Consider the following 21401-nt stretch of genomic DNA (forward strand, 5'->3'; position numbering starts at 1 on the left):
TTGGCCCCATGCCGGCAAGAGCAGGCGAACGAGCCCATGAAACCGGGGATTTCAGGTGCGACAAGTGCGGGATGAAGGTACATGTGGCTAAGAACCGCGAGATACCCTCCTGCATCAGGTGCGGCAACGATGCATACAGCGAGCGTATGAACGAACCGAGCCACCTGAAATCCTCAAGGAGCACAGGAAGAAGGCCCGGGGACCGACCGTAGGGGGAACTACATGCTGTGAGACGTAAGATGTCGGCCTTAGGTAAAGCTGACGTCTCACGTCTCACATATCGGTGCTACCCGTTAACAATTGTCCCTCCGTTTGGGTGCAGCACTTGCCCTGTCATGTAAGAGCCCCCCTCGGTGGCAAGGAACACGTAGCTGTGAGCTATCTCCACCGGCTGCCCCGCTCTTTGAAGCGGCACGTCGGCTCCGAATTTCTCAACCTTTTCCTCCGGAAATGAAGCGGGTATGAGGGGAGTCCACACGGGTCCCGGAGCTACAGCATTCACCAGGATTCCCCTCTGCGCCACCGAAAGGGCCAGCGACCGGGTAAAAGCGACTATGGCACCTTTGGTCGTGGAGTAGTCGAGAAGCATCGGGCTTCCCTTGTATGCCGTGACCGAAGTCGTATTGATAATCCTCGCCCCCTCCTTCATGTGCGGAAGCGCTGCCTTGGTTAGATAGAAATAGGCGAATATGTTGGTGCGAAACGTGCGCTCCCACTGCTCGGAAGATATGTCTTCGAGCCTTTCAGCGTAATGCTGTTCGGCTGCATTGTTGACCAGTATATCCAGCTTGCCGAACGCCTCCATGGAGTTACGGACGAGCTTGGAGCAGAAGGACTCGTCTCCCACGTCCCCCCTGAAGGCAAAACAGCGCACTCCCGCGCTTTCCACCACGTCTCGCGTCTCCAGAGCATCCCGCTCCTCGGCGAGATAGGCAAAAGCCACATCCGCACCTTCCCTGGCAAAGGCTATAGCTACGGCACGCCCGATACCGCTGTCCCCTCCCGTGATAAGGGCGCATTTTCCCCGTAGCCGACCGAACCCCCTGTACTCATCCTCGCCGCTCTGAGGCCGCGGCGTCATCTCCGCCTCCACCCCCGGCTGTTCCTGGCGCTGCGGAGGAAAAGTCTTACGATCGTCAGCCATGGCTCTTCTCCTTTCAGGTATGTGGTGACTGCAGAGCTTACTATTTGAATATAGCAGCCGCTCCGAGTCCCGATCCGGGATCCGGCAAACTCTCTCCCTCGGGCTGTTCCGTGAACATCCGGCAGTCAGTCCGCGCCAGCATCTGCCGTACGAGCCGGCAGTTCAGGTGGTGGCCGCTGCGATAAGCCCGTATGTGCCCCATCACCCGGCAACCTGCCAGAAAAAGGTCTCCCGCCAGATCCAGCATCTTGTGGCGCACCGGTTCGTCACCGTAGCGCATCTTCATACCACCCACCACCCCCTCATCACCGAAAACAAGTGCGTTTTCAAGAGAGCCCCCGGCAAGAAGTCCTTGGGAGCGAAGCGCCTCGACCTCGGCAAGAAACCCGAAGGTCCGTGCAGGAACATATTCGGTGAAAAAATTCTCCCGGCGTGAATCGTAGCAACGGAAGAGCGTGGTGACGGCGGGATGGCGGAATCTCATGGTGTACGATATCCGGAGAAACGGAGCGGGGTGTATCGATATCCTGGCTCTTTCGGCGGCAACGAGCAAGGGGCGCGTGACGACGAGGTATTTCCTGGGCGCCGAAAGCAGGACGGTTCCGGCGCGGAGGATGCCGAGAACGTACGGTAGGGAGCTTCCGTCCATCACCGGCAGTTCCGGTCCGTCCACCTCAGCCGTCACATTATCGAGGCCAGTGGCATAAAGAGCCGCCATCAGATGCTCAATGCAGGAAACGGCACATCCACCGGCGGCAACGGTCGTGGAGAATCGGGTATTCACGACGTAATCCGCGGTCGCGGGAATGGAAACGAAGGGGGAAAGATCGACGCGGCGAAAAAAAATGCCGCTCTCGGGCGGAGCGGGTTTCAGAACAAGCCTCGTCTTACACCCGGAATGCAGGCCATGTCCCTCGAAGCGCACCGTAGTCCGCAGAGTCCGTTGAGAAGGCATAATGTTTCAACTCTACCACCCGTCACACCTATTACAATCAATGATCTCCGGCCCGCGGCGTCTTGACATCACCCGCGGCGGCTCTAAAATTAAAGCATATTCAAGGCATGGAGCCGTCGTCCGGGCTTTCCGGCGACAGCAACGAAATCGCAGCTAACAAGGAGGCTGCCATGCAACAGCCAAAAGACAACCGTCCACTCGGTGAACTGTTTGTGGAACTGTCCCAGGAACTCCGTACCCTGTTTCAGCAGGAAATGGAGCTGTTTCGGACCGAAATCTCGCAGAAAATGACGCAGATGATTAAGGATGTCGCAGCAGTAGCTATCGGCGGCGTTTTGCTTTACACGGGGTTTCTCGTATTGATAGCGGCCATCGTTCTGGGGGTGGCTGAATTCATGCCTCCGTGGGTGGCCGCTCTGCTGGTAGCCATCGTATTCCTGGCCATAGGTGTCGCCTTCGTACAGAAAGGGCGTAAGGACCTGGCACGGATGAAGATGGTGCCTGAAAAATCCACCGACACACTCAAGGAGACGGCGCGATGGGCGAAAACATTGAAATGACGGGAACTCAGATCAATCAGACGGACCGCATCCAGGCAGACATCAGACACACCGAGGCTCAGATCAGCCAGACGGTCCACACTCTTGAGGAGCGGCTCTCCCCGTCGAACCTCAAGAGGCAGGCCGTGCAGAAGGCGCGGCACTCCCTGCTGGTGGGCGCAGCGAGGGTAATGGAATTCGTCGAACGCAAACCCGTTCCCACAGCCCTTGCGGGTGCCGGCATCATTCTCCTGATGGTATTGAAGAGTCGCAGGCACGCACGCGCCGAATCCAGAGGGACCGGAAAAGAAATAGCCGGAGCGGCCGCAAAGGGTTTCCTCTCCGGCATGGCGAAAAACACCCGGAAAAAATCTGTCCGCCCCGGCACAACCATCGTGTGGCGGAGCCTTGCCAGCGCGCTGGGGGCTACCTTGAGCACCCTCTGGTACCGCCGCAAACATGAACGCCCCGTCACCGAGACAGGGATTGTTTCCGATCTCCCCCGAGCTGGTGCGTACCCGGTGGGAACTCCGTTTCTCGAGCATATTCCGGCATCGAAGTAGCGTGGACAATCCCGTCCACAGCTCCAGGAATCGGCGGAGGAACCCAATGAAAAGGTTCGCTGCAAAGATGGCGTGGGTGGTGTTGGCAAGCCTTCTCCTCACCTCCTGCGCCACCATATCCCTCGTCGACTCCTGGCGCACCCCCACTCCCTATGGAAAACGCTACGGAAGAGTCCTGGTGACGAGCCTCGTTCCAGAAGCCGAGACTCGCCGGGTCTATGACGAGATCGTCGCAGCGGAGCTTCAGCGCCGTGGGGTCGAAGCAGTCCCCGCACATAACTTCTTTCCGGGGAAAGCACGTCCCAACCGGCAATCGCTGCAGAAGGCAGTGAAACAATCCCAGGCAGACGCACTCCTCATGATCCAGATGGTCCGGGTCGAACAGCAGACAGATGTCATGCCCGGATACATGAGCATCTTCCCCGACCCCTGGTACGACCGCTTCACCCCCCGGTGGGGATACGGACCGTACCACGGCTACAACTACGGCTCCTACTACAGCCCCAATTACGGCAGTTACGGGTTCTCCACATACTACGAGCCTCCTTCCATCGTCCATTACGAAGTGGCGACCATGCAGGCGAACCTGTTCGATGCCGCAAGCGGATATCTGGTCTGGGCGGGGACTATGGAGACCATGGAGCCGGGGCGGGTTGTAAAGATAGCCAAAGATATGGGAAAAATCATCAGCGAGTCGCTGACCCGGGAGGGACTGATGTGACTGCCGCGCCAGAGTGGCTCCCTCAGCGCCTCGACAGACAGGGACTTCCTTTGAGACAGTAGCGCCACGGATGAAGTGCAGCCTCCCCGGCGTAATCTATACCGATTCGCGGAGTCGTGACCACCTCGACGGGAGCCGCCACTCCCGCATCTCTCACGAAGAGAGTGGGGCCGGTGAGGTCTTCGCCATAAAGGGTGCCGTCTATGGCAAGGGCGCGACACAACTTTCCCGGTCCGTTGGTGAGGGTACACGAGCGACGTCCCGTTGCGTGACGGCGGGAAGTCATCAGATCGACCCCAACCACGGGCTCCAGCGCCCGGACCAGGACGCATTCCGGCACTCCCTCCTCGCGTGTCGTCAGGTTCAGGCACCAGTACATACCGTAGATGAGATACACATAAGCGACGCCCCCCTTTTCGAACATGATGGAGGTGCGGCGGCTCAACCTGCCGCCGAAGGCATGTGAAGCCCGGTCGGTAACTCCAAGGTAGGCCTCCGTCTCCACGATTATCCCCGATGCCGTCCCCTCAGGGGTGACGCGGACAAGCTCCTTCCCGAGCAGGTCACGTGCAACCTCCATGGTATCGCGGAGATAGAACTCGCGGGGAAGTTTATCAGTCACATCTGTTTTTCCTTCGGCCATAGCAGGTTCCTCGGCTCGATCCCGTACCCAAAGATGCAGATCAAATAAAAGAAAAGGCACCGGTCGCAAGACGGTGCCTTAGATTACGAACAAAGGAGAAAACTACTCCTTGTTGGGTCCGCGCCCCGGAAACTTCAGGCCCTTCAGTGTTACCCCCCGGACCACCTCTCCCGTCTTGAGGGATACCTTCTGCATAGGTCCCTCTTTGTTACCGTCCAGGACCGATCCGCCGCGTGGAGGGCCCCCGCCATAACTGTCCCTGACCTTGAGGAAGTACGTGCCACCCTCGTGCACCCGGAGCAGGAACTTCCCATCTTTGTCGCTGCGGTCGGAAACGAAGAGAGGCTTCCCGATAACAGTCGGCGTGACGAAGGCGAAAATGAACACTCCTTCCACAGGCTTTCCGGAGGGGTCCTGAACCGTTCCCTCCACTGCCGTCACCCCCTGCTTGACCGGCAACGCCCGAAATGGAAGCGCACCGGCCATTACGCCGAGATCCAGCTTCTCTCCCTTCGACAGACGGTATTTTTTCGGGATCTTTTTATCGTCGAGTCCGATGAGGAAGTGGTCACCCTCCTGCGGTGGCCCTATCTGCGTGCTGCCATGCCGCTTGATGGCTCCGACGCAGTATTCACCAGCCGGCAGATCCAGCGAAAAACGCCCCTCCTTGTCTAGCCGCTCGACGAAATCTGGCACACGCCAGTACCGCTCATGGGAAGGTGCCGGCCCGTTGGCAAGATTGTAGATGTAGACCATTCCTTCGGACATGGGAGTGGTGGTGCTGATCATCATCTTCCCGGAGAGTGTTCCGGTAGCGGCTTCCCCGGCCGCAAGAGTGAGTCCCGCCGTCAGCATGACGGCAACCGCTAGTACCGCTGAAGAGATCCTTTTCATGCCTCCTCCTTCTGCCTATTGGCCTGAGTCCCATCGAGCCGAACATGCTTCAGGACGTTACGGGAACCACTGACAACCGCCCCGGACGCAGCTACTTTCTCCTCGCCCCTGCTCCGGCAACCGGCGCATCAAGAAAAGGCTCAAAAAAGACCCGGCTCAGTTCTTCATCCTTGGTCCCGTCGTATATACCCGCTGCCACCTTATCCCGCTCAGGCGAGCCCCACCAGTTCTCCGGAACCTCTACATCACGGTCCTGCCCTTCCCCCAGCGAGAAATTGTAGGTACGGTTGCCGTAAATGTTGTTCCGCTGGAATCGTGGGGGCTGCGTCCCCTTGTTGAGCCGTTCGAAATCCACGGCGTTCACGTGCTGGCGCACGAAGAGGACCCCCAGGTCGTTGCGGGTAATTTCGTTATCCGTTATCCGAACCTCACCTTCCAGGCGCATGAAACGTATGCCGATGCGATTGTCGGTAAACGTGCAGTGTTCCACCTGCAAGTTGGCCGTGTTGTAGTGCACGCCGCGGTTGTTGTTGCGGAAAACCGTATCGGCAATCCTGACCTGGGCGTAGTGGATCATGACGCCGGCAAAGGCATACTCGAAACGGCAGTGTTCGATGACATTTTCCGGGTCCGCCGCCAGAAACTGAAGGTACGACCAGTCGTTCACCTTCGGCTTCCTCTCGGCCGAAGTAAAGACTATAGGGCGGTCCTTTGTCCCGCGGGCGACGATCCGCCCCTCCACCATGATCTCGCCGTCACCGATCTCGTTATGGTCCCGGTCGATCCGCTTGAACCGCACCGTCGTGCCCGGAAGGACCGTGAGGGTGGCGCCCCGCTGCACCGAAACTACCCCCTCCACCCGGATCTCCCCCTGCCATACCGTATCGTGCTCGATGACGCTGTCACGGACGACCACCGGCTTACCACCACGAGTCCCTACAATCTTTGCCGGCTTCCGCACGGAAGGCTCCGGCCTGGGTTCTCCGGACATAACCTTGCCCACGGTGATGGAAATATTTTCCACCATGCTACCCTTCCGGTAGGTAACCGCGTGACGGGCGTTCCCCTGATAGAGACCATAGGTCTCACCACTGTGGGGACCGTCACCGAGCACATCCCGGGCCACTAGCCCGTAATCGCCGTCCTGGTCTATCGGAATGAAGAACGTTCCCGCGGCGTCCGTCATAGCAGAGTACTCGGTGCCGTGGTACACGTGGTACATCTGAAACACCGGCGCCGCCAGTCGGTACGCAAGCACCATCATCCCCGAAACCGGTTTTCCCGACCGGTCCAGGACCCTGCCCCGGATGCCGGTGCCGGAAGCAGCCTGCTCCGCCACTGTCTTCAGCTCATTATCCTTCACCTGCGGAGTAGTGACAAACAGGTCGCGGTCGTTCTTCGGGTAGCATGAAAGCTCGATCCGGGCGGTTTCACCCTCCCTTACTTCGACAGGATTGTGCGGGTAGTAGCAGTAGAGATCCCCCTTCTGCAAAGGACGGTTGCTCTTTCCCCCCGCCATCTTCTTGCCGATCACGACATATCGTCCGGAGGATACAGGAATGCGAAACCTGCCATCCCCCCCAGCCGAGACCGTCTTAACCCCCAGCCCCTTGAAAGTCCTGCTCCCGGGAGGATAGAGCGCCACATATCCGTCCTGCACCGGTTCACCCTTGAAGAGCAGCCGTCCCTCTATGCCGGTTTCGCCCGGAACGTATGCCGGCGCGGGAGGGATCGGCACTGCCTGAAGGGCGACCCAGACACTCTCCTTCTCCAGATGCAGAGGGCTGTTGCCGTGGTAGGCATGGTACTCGCGTCCATCATGCAGGCCACGGGCTACGATGAAGTAGTCTCCGGGAGGAGCCTTCAGCGCGTAAACTCCTTTTGCATCGGCAGGCGAGGATGTAGCTACCGGTTTCCCCTCAACAATGTCCTGGTACCCGGTATAAAGCATCACACGCGCCCCCGGAAGTGGACCATGCTCCGTAAAAACCCTCCCTTCAACCGTCAGATCCATTCCGGCAAAGACAGTGAACGGGCAGAACATCATGAGGATGAATAGTAGTCTGATCATGCCCGCTTTGTACCATCTCGCCATAAATTAATCAATATGAATGAACCTGAACGAACCGGCACCTCCTCAGTACTTCCACTTGAGCATCGTCTCCTGATCCTCATCCTCCTGATACAGGTACATGCTCCTGATGCGCTCCGCTATGCCGCCGACGTCCGGAAAGAGGGAACCGGCATGGATGCCGCAGCGGTAGAGGTCGTGGCGGATAGGTGCGAACCTGCCGGCCGGAATAATCACCTTTATCAGCTTGTGATTCTGCTGCCGGTTACGGTCGAGGGGTATGAAGCGGTTTTCCGCCTGCACGAACTCGTGAACCGTGAATGCAGCCTCCTGGGAACGCACACGACCGACGATGTGCCTCGGCAGATAGACCTTGGTCTCCGTCCCCGAAAAAGGGGACTCGCCGGTACCCGTGCTTCGAATGACATCGGCATCGGCGGGAAGGAATATCCAGACGACACCGTGCTCCTGCCCCGATCCGGGACGGCGGACGGCAAACCAGAGGGCACCCAGGGCGTTAGTAGACCAGTCGAGAAGCCTCGTCGGAAGTCCATGATGCTGAGCCACCGCAAGCCATTCCCATTCCGACGACGGCTCAGGGCGCACGAAGCTGACCGCCTCGTGCCGGAACGCATTGAACATCGCCTGCTCGTTCTCCAGTATCGGCCGCACATGCATCCTGGTGGCGATCCGCGGCACAAGCTCCCAGTCCCGGGACTGCCCGCGAAAAATGGCGAACTCCTGGCACAGGTTCAGTTCCAGCAGCTCGACATAATCGCGGAGCGAGTCGATACCGAAAACCGGGTACATCGTTTCGCTCTCAACCTTAAGGACTGACATTATTTCTCCCAGCCTCGCCTCATTCTTCGCAGGCATCTTTCTGCCGCTCCTCCTACTGCTTTGCCCTCTGGTACTGCTCAGGCCACGGGATGTCCACGCCGAGACTGCGGGCGGCATGAAAGGGCCAGTACGGATCGCGGAGCATCTGCCTTCCTAGAAATACGGCATCCGCAAGACCGGTGGCAACGATATGCTCTGCCTGCGCCGGATCAGTGATGAATCCGACGGCCGCAGTGGCGATTTCCACATCACGCCGAATGGCGGCCGCAAAGGGGACCTGAAATCCCGGACCGGCAGGGATCGTTTCATCGGGCACCACACCACCGGAAGAACAGTCGATCAAATCGACCCCCACTTGACGCAGGCACCGGGCCAGTTCGACCGACTGGGAGAGATCCCACCCACCCGGCATCCAGTCCACCGCCGAAATACGGACGAAAAGTGGAAGATCGGGCGGCCACTCTTCCCGCACGGCGCGGGCGATCCGGAGGGGATACCGCATCCGGTTCTCCAGGCTACCTCCATACCCGTCGGTCCGCCGATTTGAAAGGGGGGAGAGAAACTCGTGGAGCAGGTACCCGTGAGCCATGTGAACCTCAACGGTCTGGAACCCGGCTTTCAATGCCCTGCGGGCGGCTGCGCGGAACTCCTCCTCGACGACATCGAGATCCTCTTCCGTCAGCGGGTGGGGAGGCGGATGTCCGGGTGCGAACGGCTCGACGGTGGGAGCTACCGGTGTCCACCCCCGCTCGCCGGCACCCAGAGGGCGGCTACCGTTCCAGGGGGCGTCTGTCGAGGCCTTGCGTCCGGCATGGGCAAGCTGTATACCGGCAACGGCCCCCTGGCTCCGGAGAAAACCAGCAATGGGGGAGAAAGCCTCAACATGCTCCTCCAGCCAGATGCCGCTGTCATCCGGGCTTATGCGCCCCTCCTCGCTGACGGCTGTGGCCTCCACCATAACCAGACCGGCGCCTCCCGCCGCACGACTACCCAGGTGGACCAGGTGCCAGTCGGTGGGAAATCCCTCGCGGCTCGAATACTGGCACATGGGAGAGACGAAGATGCGGTTGCGGCAGGTAATGCTCCGCAGCGTGATCGGAGAGAAAAGGACGCTCATAACGGTTGATCCCCGTGACTAGGGGGGCGTCTCCGCCCAGATCCGCCTCAGCTTCTCGGCGCTGTACTGGACGAAGAAACGATCGGGAGTGAAGACCTCCAGGGTGATCGGGCCGTCGTAACCCGCTCTTTTGAGGGCCGCCACGCACGCCGGCAGGTCGATTGTGCCGGCACCCAGCGGCAGATGCATGTCGTGGCTCCCCCCCCGGTTATCGTGGAGGTGCACGTGGCGAAGGCGGGAACCATACACCGCCAGGAGCTCCTCGGCCGTGTTCTCCTCAACAAGAAGATTCGTATGCCCGAGGTCGAGGTGCAGACCGAGCTCGGGATGGTTGTCGAGGAGTTCTCCAAGCTGTTCGACGTTATTGTATTCCCCAGGGAGATTCTCCACCATGAGGGAGACACCGGTACGCTCCGCCACCTCCTGCAGTTCCATCAGGCTTCTGAGGTTCTGTCTCACGAGAAATTCGCGGTCATGCATCGGCGCCCTGGTGTCAGGGTGAATGTTCATCGAGTCGGCTCCGAGTTCTGCAAAACATTCGAGGCATCGCGACAGCTCGGTTACGGCAGCCTTCCTGATCTCCTCGAACGGGTGACCAAGGGGCAGGTAATAGGCGGTATGACCCACTATGCCGAGCCGGTGGCGGTCGAGTGCCCGGCGAACCGCCTGCCGGTCGATCTGCCAGTAGCCGGCCGCAGGGGGCTCAAGGGTCAGGTCGATGAAATCGAGTCCCATTTCGGCCATCCACTCGATTTCCCCCACCACATCCTGCTGGGGATGATTCATCGATCCTACCTGCACCTCATCCTCCGTTGCCCGGGAACCAATCGTGCCCCTTGAAGAGGGCGGTCCGCTCCCGGTTCACAAGAAGTTCCTGCGCCTCGGCCCCCGCACATATCCCCATCCGCTTCCAAACCGAAGCGGGAATCCTGGCTCCAACGGCCGGGCAGAGCCAGCGGAAGAGAGTTGTCACTGCAGCAAGAACGGGCGAATCGTGCTGCAGGCGATCGAGCAGATGATCCCAGTCCATTGTGGGCCCCTGAGCGTAGAGCAGCCCGAGGATGTCAGGCCAATCGCAACGATCTCTCCGCATGATGTAGAGCTTTGACCAGAGCAGTTCTTCAGGAGGGATAAGGCGAAACGGCACACCTCTGATTTTCACCTCCCACCCGCGTCCGGTCCACGTCTCATCCACGGCGGTACGGTTGTTTAGCATCCGCCAGAGAAGGTCTATGATGTATCCCTCCCGGGCTCCGCGATAGCTCCAGGTAGGGTCGTAGGGGACGGCCTTGTACTCCTCGAAACCCTCCTCAGCCATGATTGCTTTCATCATCACTTCGTCACGGGGCAGGATAAAGAAATCCATGTCCTTCGTATTACGCAGGTTTCCGGAATAGGCGGAGAAGGCAAGCCCCCCTCCCATGGCGAACCCGAGCCCCTGTCGCCGCGCCTTGGTGATCACTCCGGAGCAGACAGCCCACTGCTCATCCGTTATAAGCTCGTTAAGTATCGCTTCCCCCTGCACGCGATCTATCAGCGGCTCTTTTTCCATTTCGGTCTCCGGACACAAAGAAGCCGCTGGACCGACACGGCAATCAGCGGCTTGCGATAGGTTTGAGCCTGTTTCTTCGGCAACCCGGCCATCCCGTCACTGACGGGCCCTGGGCTTTGTGCCCTTAGAAAGCGACTCTCCATAGGAAAACCCCTTTCTAAAGTTACCGTTCTCGGAAACAGGCTGACTCAAGTATATCTCTGATCAACACCCTGTAAAGGAGCGGGATGATCTTTTTCATTTCACCCGGAAGGAAACGCGTGAGCCGGACCGAGCTCATTATGAATGCGTCTTGGGCAATTCATGATAAACTGCATTCATGATAACACCCAGGGCATTATTGCCGGGCCTGAGGCGCTTCTGCCTGAACATGCCCGTTCTCCAGCTGATGACGCTTCTCATAACATGCTGCGCCTCCCAGGCAATGGCGGCGGAGAGCCTGGAGCTTGTAGTCGAGGGGGTCGAAGGAGAACTCAGCGCCAACGTCCAGCAGGCGCTGACGCTCCCTCGTGATATAGTTCGTGAAGGCAGAGTTGACCGACTGTGGCTCGAACGGCTGCGGCGGCAGGCGGAGGAAAAGGCGCGACGCGCCATAGAGCCGTTCGGCTACTACAAGGGAAAGGCGAAAGCAATCGTGGAGGAACCGGATTCGGGAGAATTCGTTCTGCACGTTTCGGTTGAGCCGGGGCCTCCGGTGCGGCTGTCGAGGGTTCACATGGCGGTGCAAGGCGCCGGAGCCGGGGAGGAAACTCTGAAAGACCTGGTGGAGGAGTTCCCGCTCAGACAGGGGGATGTCCTGCTTCAGCAGGAGTACGAGCGGACGAAAGCCGCCCTCCAGGCACGGGCTCAGGAACTCGGCTATCTGGATGCCGACTTCGTTCAGCATCGGATAGGAATCAACCGTGCGGAAGAGAAAGCCGAGATCGATCTGGTCATGGAAACCGGTCCACGCTACTACTTCGGTTCCGCCGCGATCCAGGGGGCGGAGCAATACCCTGGAGATTTCCTTCGGCGGTACCTGGCATTCCGGGAAGGAGAGGTATTCTCGTATGGCAAGCTCGGAGAGACGCAGGTCAACTACACCAACGCCGACCGCTTCCGGCAGGTGGTCGTAACGCCGGAACGGGAAAAGGCATCGCCCGACCACCGGATACCGGTGCTGGTCCAGCTGGAAGCCGCCCCCCGCCATACCCTCCATCCCGGGATCGGCTACGGTACCGACACCGGGGCCAGGTTCTCGATCCGCTACCGCGACCGCAATCTCTGGAACATGGCACATGAGTTCAACTCGAACCTTTTCATATCCGAACGCCTCCAGGGTCTGCATTCCGAATATGTAGTACCGAGCCCCCGTGACATCAACACTTCCACCTCACTTCAGCTGACGCTCCAGCAGGAGGATGTGGCGGCCTACATCAGCCGGTTTGTGGCGGTGGAGCTCGGGCGAAACCACAGTTTCGGCTCGGGCCGCCGGGGCACCGCCTACGTCCGGGTACAGCAGGAAAGCTTCATCATAGGAAGCGAGCGCTCCGATTCGCGGCTGGTCCTGCCCGGATACCGCTTCACGGAGGACAGGTACGACAGCCTCCTGCGCCCTCGCAAGGGGTACCGGTACGGATTCGATCTGAGGGGAACACATCAGTACCTTGGTTCCGATACGGGCCTCCTGCAGCTTGTTACCGACGCAAGCACCTTCCTCCCCCTCCCCTGGCGCTTCTCTCTCTTCCTGAGAGGCAGGGGGGCATTTACCGCACAGAACGACCCGCTGGCGGAGCTGCCGGCATCCCTGCGCTTCTTCGCCGGCGGCGACACCAGTGTCCGGGGCTACTCCTACCGCGCCCTTGGACCAAGGAACGCAGCGGGCGAAGTGACCGGCGGACGGCACCTGCTTACCGGGACGGCAGAGCTCTTCCGGGACCTGTTCGACAACTGGGCCGTTTCCGCTTTCTACGATGCCGGAAATGCCTTCAACGCCTTCGCAAACGTCGCCGTCGCCCAGGGTGCCGGGATCGGTATCCATTATTACAGTCCGATAGGCGCGCTGAACCTCTCCCTGGCTCGCCAGCTCGCGGAACCTGAGCCGGCGCTCCGCATTCATTTTACCCTTGGATTCGAGCTTTGAGAAAGATCGCCATCGCCATAGCTGCCGGGCTCCTGCTGACGATGATCCTTCTGGCAGGAATCGTTGTATGGCTCGGAGGAAGCAGCAGCGGCACGCAAACGATATTCCGGATTATCTCGCGCTATTCGCCGGTGAAGGTAAGCACGAAGGAGGTCGAGGGAAAGCTGCTCGGGCCGCTCCATCTGGCCGGTCTTCGTATCGAGCTACCACACACAAGGCTGGAGGCGGCCCGACTGCATCTCGACTGGTACCCTCACGCCCTGCTTAACGGTCGGGTGCTCGTGAAGGAGCTGGTCCTGGAGGGAGTCCACGTTCACGACCTGTCCCCCCCTTCCGGAAAACCTCCGGCTATCGGATGGCCGCGAGTCTCCGGCATTCTACTTCGAACAGAGGTTCGGGTTGAGCAACTGCGGGTCACGGACCTTATCTACCGTAGCCGTGACGCGAAGCCCATTCGCCTGACCTCGCTCACAGGTTCCGCCGCGTGGAACGACGGTACGCTCAGCCTCTACGGCCTCCAGGCATCGGCTCCTGAGGGGAGTGTTTCGGGAAATGTCGCGGCGGGTTTCCGTTTCCCCTCTCTCCGCGCCGATCTCGCCATACTTCCCGCCGTTAAGACAGCGATTGAGACCATTTCCGTAAGACTGCGACTGATACCCGGAAAGTCCCCCGAGTTCATTGGCGGCCGGATCTCCATCAACGGCAAAGGAGCGAAAACCGGGCCGTTTGCAGTAAAAGGAGAACTGGCACTGACCAGGACGGAAATACGCCTGCGCCGGATCATCGCCCAACGCACCGGCAAGTCGGGAAAGGTCACCGGCACAGCTACCGTAACCCTCCGCAAGGAAGGCCCGCATTACACCGCCCACCTGCAGACGGAGAAACTGGATCTGTTCTCCGAAACCGGCCGGCACACCGACCTTTCCGGAAGGCTCACATTCAGCGGCACCCCCTCGGCATACGTGGGAAGCGTCGCCCTTCAGAACCGTGGAGAGGCCTGGCGCCTCGCTGCTCTATCCTCACCCTTCAGGGGGAATGACCGCGGAATCACTCTCGCTCCGCTATCGGGAACGTTCCTCAGCGGCACTATAAGTGGCAGCCTCAGCATCGGATGGCATGAAGAGATAAGACTTCGAAGCTCGGTTAAAGCGATGAATTTAAATCCTTCCATTGTGGACCGGCGCTGGCAGGGAGAGGTCAGCTTCGAGGCGGATGCTGCAATATCAAGCGTCTCGGGAAAAGAAATGAGCGGCGAAGTGACAGGAACATTCCTTCCTAGCACCCTCCATGGCCGCCCCCTGACCGGGAAACTCGATGCCCGATTCTCAGGGAAAAGGGTCACCATAAGAGAACTTTTCGTCAAAGGAGAAGGTTTCTCCGCCACTGCTTCAGGTGATCTCACGAAGCGTCTTTCCTTCATCGCTGATGCGGACGACCTGAGGCTGGTCGCACCGGGAGTGGCAGGTCAGGCGTCGGCGCAGGGCTGGGTCCGGTGGAGCGGCACGCTGCCGGCAGGGGAGATAGTGGTCCAAGGGGAAAACCTCTCCGCCGGCGGAGCCGGCATTGCCCAGGCACGCTTGGTAGCCAGGGCAGGCACTGACCGATCCGATTCCGCAACCGGCCGCCTTTGGCTCCAGGGGGTCGACTGGCAGCACATTTCTGCAGACGCGGCGACGCTTGACTTTGACGGATCGATTGCCGCACACACCGTCTCGATCGAAATGACGGCACCGCAAGCGTCTCTTTGGATGAGTGTCCGGGGGGGATACCACAATGAAGCCTGGCAAGGTGAGATAACCGCCTTATCCGGCAAGGACCCGCTGGGAGCGTGGAAGATGCTGGGGCCGGCTCCTCTCGATATCTCCAGGGAGCGGCTAGCACTTTCCTCGCTGAATGTTGTCAGTGCCGGCGGCGAAAGAGTTACGGCTTCGGCAGGGTTCAGCCGTAAGCCCCTTGGCGGCAGCCTCCGGGCGGAGTGGAACTCGATTCTTCTTGACCGCGCCAACCCATGGTTGGAGGGAGTGCAACTCCATGGCGATTCTTCGGGAGAGGTGGACCTGCGTCTAACCTCCCGCCGGCTTGTTACCGGAACGGGGCAGGCGCTCCTTGCCGGAACGGTAGCCGCCGACGGGAAAGCGGTCCAGGTAAGGAACGCTTTTGTTCGCCTCGACCTGGAGGAAGAGGGGATGAGCGGCCTCGCCGAACTCGATCTGGGGACCAACGGACACGGTTCGGCCCGCTTCGCCTCGCACCTCCCACCCCGTCTCGGCATCCCGCAGGAGGGGAAGGGAGACGTCCAGTGGGACATAGACATGGCACTGCTTCAACCATGGCTGCCGGAAAACTTCGACATGACCGGCCGCCTGGCCGGGCGGGTCACTACTACCCTTCATCCCGGCAGCCGGTTCGAGATGATAGGCAAAACCACGCTTTCTTCCGGCTCGGTTCAGGTGGCCGCCTCCGGCGGCAGGCTCGCCACGAGGATACGTACGCTAGACGCCGCCTGGGGATGGAAAGGCAGCGAGCTCGAAGGGGGCTTCACGGCGAGCCTTTCGCAATGGGGGGAAACCAGGGGGCAGGTGCGCCTTCCCATCCCTGCCCGGTTCCCACTGGAAATCGACCGCACTCGTTCCCTGCTGGGGTATATCACGGGCGAGGTCCGGGAGCTCGGAGTCATCACCGCCCTCTTTCCTGGTATAGTTCAGGAAGGCCACGGCACACTTGGTTACGATCTGAGGGCGGAAGGATCGTGGAACGCTCCGAAGCTTCTGGGGACCGCACAGCTAAAGGGGGGAAGCGCCTACATACCCTCGGCGGGAATCCGGGTTTCCGGTACCGAGGTTTATGCACGATTCGATCGCGAGCGGGTGGTGGTCGAGAAATTCAGGGCCGCGTCGGGCCCGGGCTTTCTCGAAGGGGCCGGAGAGATCAGGCTCGGAAAGGGTCAGGTCGCGGATTACCGCTTCACGTTGAGCGGCGAGCGTTTTCAGGCGGTGAACCTGCCCGGAATGAGCGGCACCGTCACCCCTCGCCTCGAAATATCGGGAACCCCGGCCCGGGCTGCCGTAACGGGAAACGTGCTGATCCCGGACCTGCGGATCACCGGTGAAACCACCGGATCACCGGTGGAACCGAGCAGCGACGTGGTGATACTGGATGCACCCCCGAATGAGCAGTCGGGCCGCACTTCCGTCGCCCTGCGTGTGGGGATCCGGCTTGGCGATCGCGTCATCGTGAAGGCCAAGGGGATCGACGCCCGGCTGGAAGGGGGGCTAGACCTGACGGGAGAGGACCTTGAGCGTATTTCAAGTCGAGGAGAGATAAAGGTCGTAGAGGGCCGCTACAAAGCGTACGGGCTTGATCTGGAAATAGTCCGCGGAAGGATCTTCTATGCCGGAGGTCCCCTTGCCCAGCCGACCCTTGACATACTCGCGCTCCGCACGCTCGAAGATGTGAAAGCCGGCGTTACAGTAGCAGGATCCGTTGCGGCCCCCGTGGTCAAGCTGTATTCGGAACCCGCCATGCCCGATGTGGATATCCTCGCCTACATGGTACTCGGACATCCTCTCGGCCAGAGCAGCGGCGAACAAGCAGGCCTCGTCTCCCGTGCAGCCGCCGCCCTCCTGTCCGCCGGGCAATCGGTGGCCCTGCAGGACCAGGTGAAAAGCCGCCTCGGATTGAGCACGATCGAGATTCAGACCGGGGAACAGCAGAAGGGATACATGGGGGGGTACCGGCGCGTTGCCGTGGCTCCTCCCGGTAGCGCGCCGGCAGAGGCCGGCGCAATCTCAGACACCACCGTCCTCCTGGGGAAATACCTTACGCCGCGGCTTTACGTCAGCTATGGCCGCTCGCTATTCACCGGCACCAACATTTTCAGGCTGCGGTACGACATCAGCCGCAAGTGGCAGATCGAGACGCAGGCTGGTGCGGAAAGTGGCGCCGACCTGTTTTACAAGATCGATTTCGATTGATCCCCTTCATCCCGCGCAGATGCGCCTCCTGTTGACAATCTGGCATAAATACCTACACTAATTACAATTACTTAATTCGGAGAGGGGCCCGATGACTGACAACAAGGCTCTACCTGGGTTGCAGCGGTTCGTGTCGAAACTTCCGAAGGCACTTCTGGTCGTACTCGGCATCCTCCTCCTGCTCATCGTGCTCCTCATCATCGCCTCTTTTTTCATAGACGAGCCACTCCGCCGGTATACGGAGCGGGAAGCAAACAGGCAGCTTAAAGGCTACACAGTGCGAATCCCGCACCTCTCGCTCCACCCCCTCAGCCTCTCCGTGACCCTCAAGAACCTGTCGATCACGCAGGAAAAGCACCCCGACCCGCCGGTCGCCCGGTTCGACCGCATTCATTCCGGCATCTACTGGCGCGGACTTCTCTCGGGGCGGCTTGTAGCGGAAATGAAGGTGGCGCATCCGGTCATAAACGTGAACCTGGCGCAGTTGAAGGAAGAAGCGAAACACCCGGAGCCGGTGCGGAAAAAGCGATGGCAGCAGGCGGTGCAGGCGCTGTATCCGTTAAAAGTCAACGTCTTCTCTATTTCAGATGGGGATATTACCTATGTCGACGAGAAAGCGATCAAGAAACCGCTCCACTTCACCAAGCTGAACCTACGTGTCAGGAACATCCGGAACCGCGCCTCCGCCAAAAATGTTTTCCCTTCACCATTCCACATGGACATGGTGATTTTCGGTACCGGCAAGGTCGCTGTGGACGGAGCTGCCAACTTCCTGGCGGAGCCGAATCCTACCGGGCAGGCGACATTCGAGGTGACAAACGTACCGCTCGACTACCTGAAGCCGATCCTCGCCCGCTCCAAAGTGGACATAGAAGGGGGAATCCTCTCAACCAGCGGGAGAGTGGTGTACGCCCCCAAAGAGAAGATAGCCGAGGTAAAGTATCTGACTGTCGAGAAGCTGAAGGCTGATTACATTCAGGAAGGCGTAACGGCCGTCACGAAAAAGAAGGGAAAAGCCGAGGCGGTGCAGGAAGCAAAAAAAATACAGGAGAAGCCCGGGCTGCTTCTCCGGCTCGATCGCCTGCAGATCAAGGACTGTGAATTCGGCTTCATCAACAGGCAAGCATCTCCGACGTACCGGGCCTTTATGTCCAATACCGATTTGCTGCTGACGAACCTCTCGAACAAATTCAGCCAGGGTCCGGCGAAGTTGAACCTCAGCGGCAAATTCATGGGGAGCGGTGCAACGAAGGTAACGGCAACCTTCCGACCCGAAGAAAAGGGACCTGACTTCGACCTGAACCTCTCGATCTACGGCACGGACATGAAGACCATGAACAACCTGCTAAGGGCCTACGGCAATTTCGATGTGGTGGCTGGGAAATTCTCCTTCTACTCCGAAATCACAGTCAACGGCACCAGAGTGAAGGGGTATGTGAAACCGTTATTCCGGGACATGAATGTCTATGACCGCCGCCAGGACAAGGAAAAGGGGCTGTTCCGCAAACTCTACGAGGGACTGGTAGGAGGGGTAGCCGGACTGCTTGAGAACCGTCCGCGAGAATCGGTAGCCACCAAAACGGACATATCGGGGACACTGGACCAACCACGGGTCGGAACGTGGCAGACGATCGTGAACCTGCTCAGGAATGCATTTTTACGAGCCATTTTACCTGGTTTCGAGGAAGAGGTCAGGCGGGGGGGCGGCAAGTAAAAAAAATCGGTTTAATGATTAATAATCGCCAACTTGAGCTGTTGACACCCCCCCAAGCCAGAGCTACAATAAACTCAAACGCCGCTCTTTCACAAATTGCTTCTGGGGTATGCGTAGTATCAGTTGAAGAACCTGTCGACTATGCATCCTGAAAAGTTCCCATGGGTAAATAACGTGGTGCGCAGTCTCGTATGGGAGAAGGCCTGAAACGTTTTCCCGGGGGCATGCTTCACAAAAAGGGCAGTAGCTCTCACGAGAATACGATATCCCGGAGCAAATTGGCGCTTCTAGAGGCAAAGCTTGATCGCTTACTGTCTCATTCGTCAGGCGCGTGATCACCGCTTGAAAAAGGGATGTCCTACCGGCCTCCAGCGCATGCATTTCACATCGATGCATGTTCCGCGTCGGACAGGCATAAACCGACGAATCAGATTAAAGAGCCTCTGTGTAGCGCCAACCTTCCTCGAAGCCCCGAAGACTACTTCGGGGCTTCCGTATTTTCTGCGGAACACACCCCGCTGCAGTTGAAAAATGTCTCAATTTTTCACCCCAGATGTCGAAAAGCTACTATGAAGTAGCGGTCATGGTACACTGTCTTCCGGACCGAAGGACCGAGCGCCGTATGGTAGCGGCACAAGGCGGGCCCCATGAAAAGCATCTACACTAAGAACGACTACCAGATTCTCGTCGACGTGGAAAAACGTCGCGCCTGCATCGTCAAGGGGAGCAACCACGTGCACGTTTCCCTTGAAGAGCTGACTCCCCTCTCCTCCCTTGCCGCAAAGCATCTCCGCATGATGGGGTGCGACCCCAAGAAATACCTGAATATCGGCCATACCAACCAGGTAATCCTACGTGACGCAGCCCCTGCATGGGAAGAGGCTGTAGCCGCATCGTTGCAGGTCGATAAAAAAAACAATACATGCATGATCCCGATGTTCCTGCAGAATCTGACAGGTCTGCTGGAACTCAGGGAAGCTGAAGATACATACGCCGCGTGTCAGAAATCGGCCAGCCTCATGCTCGAATACCAGCAGCGCGGCCTTCCGCCGGCCCAGCTCATGGATCTCAGGCGCAAGTATCCCCGAGCTGCCGCATATGTCCTCGCCGAAGCCTACGCGTTTTCGCCCGACGACCGTGTGGCCCAGAAAGCCCGGCGTGCGATGCATATCCTGCTGACCAACGGCGACATACGGGAAGCGCTCGACATGCTTCCACAAACCCCCCCCGATGCTTTCGGCTCCGACCAGCTCAGGAGCACCGCCGTCTGATGCGAATCTTCCGGCCATTCCTGCCTCAGGCCGGCGCCACAAAGCACTTGACGAAGCAGCCTTTTCCCTATAAATTCCCACCAGCTTCTCCCATACCCCCTGCCCCCTCCATTCAACCAGACAGAGCCTAGATATGGCCCAAGCTCAGCGAAATCTCGAAGCCCACATCCAGGAACTGAACGACATCATCGGGGTAGCCCGCACCGTCGTTTCCACGCTCGATCTCGACAAGGTTCTCGATGCCGTTCTGCACAACGCGATGCAGTTCATGAACATGCCTGCAGGCATGCTGGAGGTCTACAACGAGACTACGGGTGAGATGATTCCCCATGTTCACTCCGGCCTCTCCCCCGAATTCGTTGCCAACGACAGGTGGCGCATCTCCGCCCGCACCGATCTTGTTACGAAGCGTGCGATGCACGACGGGCGCATTCATCATATCGCCGCTATCGCACCGGGAACCGACGGAGCCGACGCCCTTCTGAAGGAAAACATACGTTCACTGGTGTGCGTCCCGCTTCTGCTTCAGGGAAGGCCCCTCGGTGTCCTTTACCTTTATGACTTCCAGCCGCGCGAGCTCGAACAGCGGCAACTGGATCTTCTCGGAATTTTCGCTTCTTTCGCAGTCATGTCCATCGACAACGCGAGCCTCCACACCCGGACCAAGCGCATGGCAATCACCGACGCGCTCACCGGGATCTACAACAATCGCTACTTCAAGCAGGTCTTCCCTTATGAGCTCTCCCGTGCACGCCGCTACGGGAAGCCCCTATCACTGATCATGATGGACATCGACCATTTCAAACAACTCAACGACACCTATGGGCATCCAAAAGGGGATCAGGTGCTGGCGACCCTAGGAAAGGTGCTTTCGGGTTCGCTGAGAGCCGCCGACTTCTCTTTCCGTTACGGCGGCGAGGAATTCGCCGTGCTCCTCCCTGAGACCCGCATTGAGGGTGCATTTCTCGTGGCCGAAAGCCTGCGGGAAAAAATCCGGAAATCAGTCTCTCCCGTACTGGGAGAGGCGGTAGACCAACAGGTCACCGTCAGCCTGGGTGTCGCCTGCTACCCCAACGATGCCAACACGCCGGAGCTTCTCCTCAAACATGCGGACAGCTGCCTCTATAAGGCGAAGAAGCAGGGGCGCAATCGCGTGTACTGGGAAAGTTGCCTCACATGATATCCCACCTCGAAGCACACCTCGTGCTCCCCGCGCGCAACCTCTTTTCTTGCGTTTTTCCGCATTTTCAGGTAAATACATGAGGGTTTTTTCAGGGCATG

General features: G+C 59.2%; 18 protein-coding genes. 9 read left to right on the forward strand and 9 right to left on the reverse strand.

Annotated elements, in window-relative coordinates; translation table 11 throughout:
* Window positions 1–8 precede the first annotated feature (8 nt).
* Entirely contained in the window at window positions 9–212 is a 204-nt protein-coding gene (locus CFB04_RS10960) for an alpha helical protein (protein ID WP_088535306.1), read from the forward strand.
* 74 nt (window positions 213–286) lie between these two features.
* Here the strand turns inward: CFB04_RS10960 and CFB04_RS10965 are convergent, their stop codons facing one another.
* Both CFB04_RS10965 and lpxC read right to left on the reverse strand, forming a co-directional pair.
* The gene (locus CFB04_RS10965; RefSeq protein WP_088535307.1) at window positions 287–1144 is read right to left on the reverse strand and encodes an SDR family oxidoreductase; all 858 of its coding nucleotides are present in this window, start codon (window positions 1142–1144) and stop codon (window positions 287–289) included.
* Window positions 1145–1184: 40 nt separating this feature from the next.
* The gene (gene lpxC / locus CFB04_RS10970; RefSeq protein ID WP_088535308.1) at window positions 1185–2099 is read right to left on the reverse strand and encodes a UDP-3-O-acyl-N-acetylglucosamine deacetylase; all 915 of its coding nucleotides are present in this window, start codon (window positions 2097–2099) and stop codon (window positions 1185–1187) included.
* Between the two features lie 170 nt (window positions 2100–2269).
* On the opposite strand from lpxC, the gene CFB04_RS10975 reads away from it, so the two are divergent.
* The 3 genes from CFB04_RS10975 to CFB04_RS10985 are packed head-to-tail and all read left to right on the forward strand — an operon-like array spanning window position 2270 to window position 3922.
* A complete protein-coding gene (locus CFB04_RS10975; protein WP_088536793.1) occupies window positions 2270–2659 on the forward strand; it encodes a phage holin family protein in 390 nt (129 codons plus the stop codon).
* Window positions 2638–3201, forward strand: coding sequence for a DUF3618 domain-containing protein (locus CFB04_RS10980; protein ID WP_088535309.1), 564 nt, complete (start codon window positions 2638–2640; stop codon window positions 3199–3201). The genes CFB04_RS10975 and CFB04_RS10980 overlap by 22 nt, the downstream gene beginning before the upstream one ends.
* 46 nt (window positions 3202–3247) lie before the next feature.
* Window positions 3248–3922 carry a DUF4136 domain-containing protein gene (locus CFB04_RS10985; RefSeq protein ID WP_088535310.1) on the forward strand — a complete coding sequence of 225 codons (675 nt, stop codon included), beginning with the start codon at window positions 3248–3250 and terminating at the stop codon, window positions 3920–3922.
* A 22-nt stretch (window positions 3923–3944) separates the two neighbouring features.
* On the opposite strand, the gene CFB04_RS10990 is transcribed toward CFB04_RS10985, so the two are convergent.
* The 7 genes from CFB04_RS10990 to CFB04_RS11020 all read right to left on the reverse strand — a co-directional run bounded on the left by CFB04_RS10990 (window position 3945) and on the right by CFB04_RS11020 (window position 11039).
* Window positions 3945–4565 carry a DNA-3-methyladenine glycosylase gene (locus CFB04_RS10990; RefSeq protein WP_088535311.1) on the reverse strand — a complete coding sequence of 207 codons (621 nt, stop codon included), beginning with the start codon at window positions 4563–4565 and terminating at the stop codon, window positions 3945–3947.
* 102 nt (window positions 4566–4667) lie between these two features.
* Window positions 4668–5459 carry a carboxypeptidase-like regulatory domain-containing protein gene (locus CFB04_RS10995; protein ID WP_088535312.1) on the reverse strand — a complete coding sequence of 264 codons (792 nt, stop codon included), beginning with the start codon at window positions 5457–5459 and terminating at the stop codon, window positions 4668–4670.
* 91 nt (window positions 5460–5550) lie between these two features.
* Entirely contained in the window at window positions 5551–7530 is a 1980-nt protein-coding gene (locus CFB04_RS11000) for a right-handed parallel beta-helix repeat-containing protein (protein WP_157698778.1), read from the reverse strand.
* Between the two features lie 66 nt (window positions 7531–7596).
* Window positions 7597–8406, reverse strand: coding sequence for an FRG domain-containing protein (locus CFB04_RS11005; protein WP_157698779.1), 810 nt, complete (start codon window positions 8404–8406; stop codon window positions 7597–7599).
* A 16-nt stretch (window positions 8407–8422) separates the two neighbouring features.
* Window positions 8423–9487 (reverse strand): NADH:flavin oxidoreductase/NADH oxidase, encoded by a 1065-nt coding sequence (locus CFB04_RS11010; protein WP_088535315.1) that lies wholly within the window; start codon window positions 9485–9487, stop codon window positions 8423–8425.
* An 18-nt stretch (window positions 9488–9505) separates the two neighbouring features.
* Entirely contained in the window at window positions 9506–10288 is a 783-nt protein-coding gene (locus tag CFB04_RS11015) for a sugar phosphate isomerase/epimerase (protein WP_088535316.1), read from the reverse strand.
* A 1-nt stretch (window position 10289) separates the two neighbouring features.
* A complete protein-coding gene (locus CFB04_RS11020) occupies window positions 10290–11039 on the reverse strand; it encodes a nucleotidyltransferase (protein ID WP_088535317.1) in 750 nt (249 codons plus the stop codon).
* Window positions 11040–11358: 319 nt separating this feature from the next.
* Between CFB04_RS11020 and CFB04_RS11025 the strand changes: the two genes are divergently transcribed.
* The 5 genes from CFB04_RS11025 to CFB04_RS11045 all read left to right on the forward strand — a co-directional run bounded on the left by CFB04_RS11025 (window position 11359) and on the right by CFB04_RS11045 (window position 21300).
* Window positions 11359–13161: an autotransporter assembly complex family protein gene (locus tag CFB04_RS11025; RefSeq protein WP_088535318.1), complete on the forward strand. Its 1803-nt coding sequence runs from the start codon at window positions 11359–11361 to the stop codon at window positions 13159–13161.
* Complete coding sequence (locus CFB04_RS11030; RefSeq protein WP_088535319.1) at window positions 13158–17135, forward strand: translocation/assembly module TamB domain-containing protein; 3978 nt, start codon at window positions 13158–13160, stop codon at window positions 17133–17135. Before CFB04_RS11025 ends, CFB04_RS11030 begins: the two co-directional genes overlap by 4 nt.
* A 91-nt stretch (window positions 17136–17226) precedes the next feature.
* Complete coding sequence (locus CFB04_RS11035; RefSeq protein WP_088535320.1) at window positions 17227–18849, forward strand: DUF748 domain-containing protein; 1623 nt, start codon at window positions 17227–17229, stop codon at window positions 18847–18849.
* A gap of 647 nt (window positions 18850–19496) precedes the next feature.
* Entirely contained in the window at window positions 19497–20120 is a 624-nt protein-coding gene (locus CFB04_RS11040; RefSeq protein ID WP_088535321.1) for a hypothetical protein, read from the forward strand.
* Between the two features lie 133 nt (window positions 20121–20253).
* Window positions 20254–21300: a sensor domain-containing diguanylate cyclase gene (locus CFB04_RS11045; RefSeq protein WP_088535322.1), complete on the forward strand. Its 1047-nt coding sequence runs from the start codon at window positions 20254–20256 to the stop codon at window positions 21298–21300.
* Window positions 21301–21401: the final 101 nt, after the last annotated feature.

The organism is Geobacter sp. DSM 9736, assembly GCF_900187405.1.
Lineage (GTDB): Bacteria > Desulfobacterota > Desulfuromonadia > Geobacterales > Geobacteraceae > DSM-9736.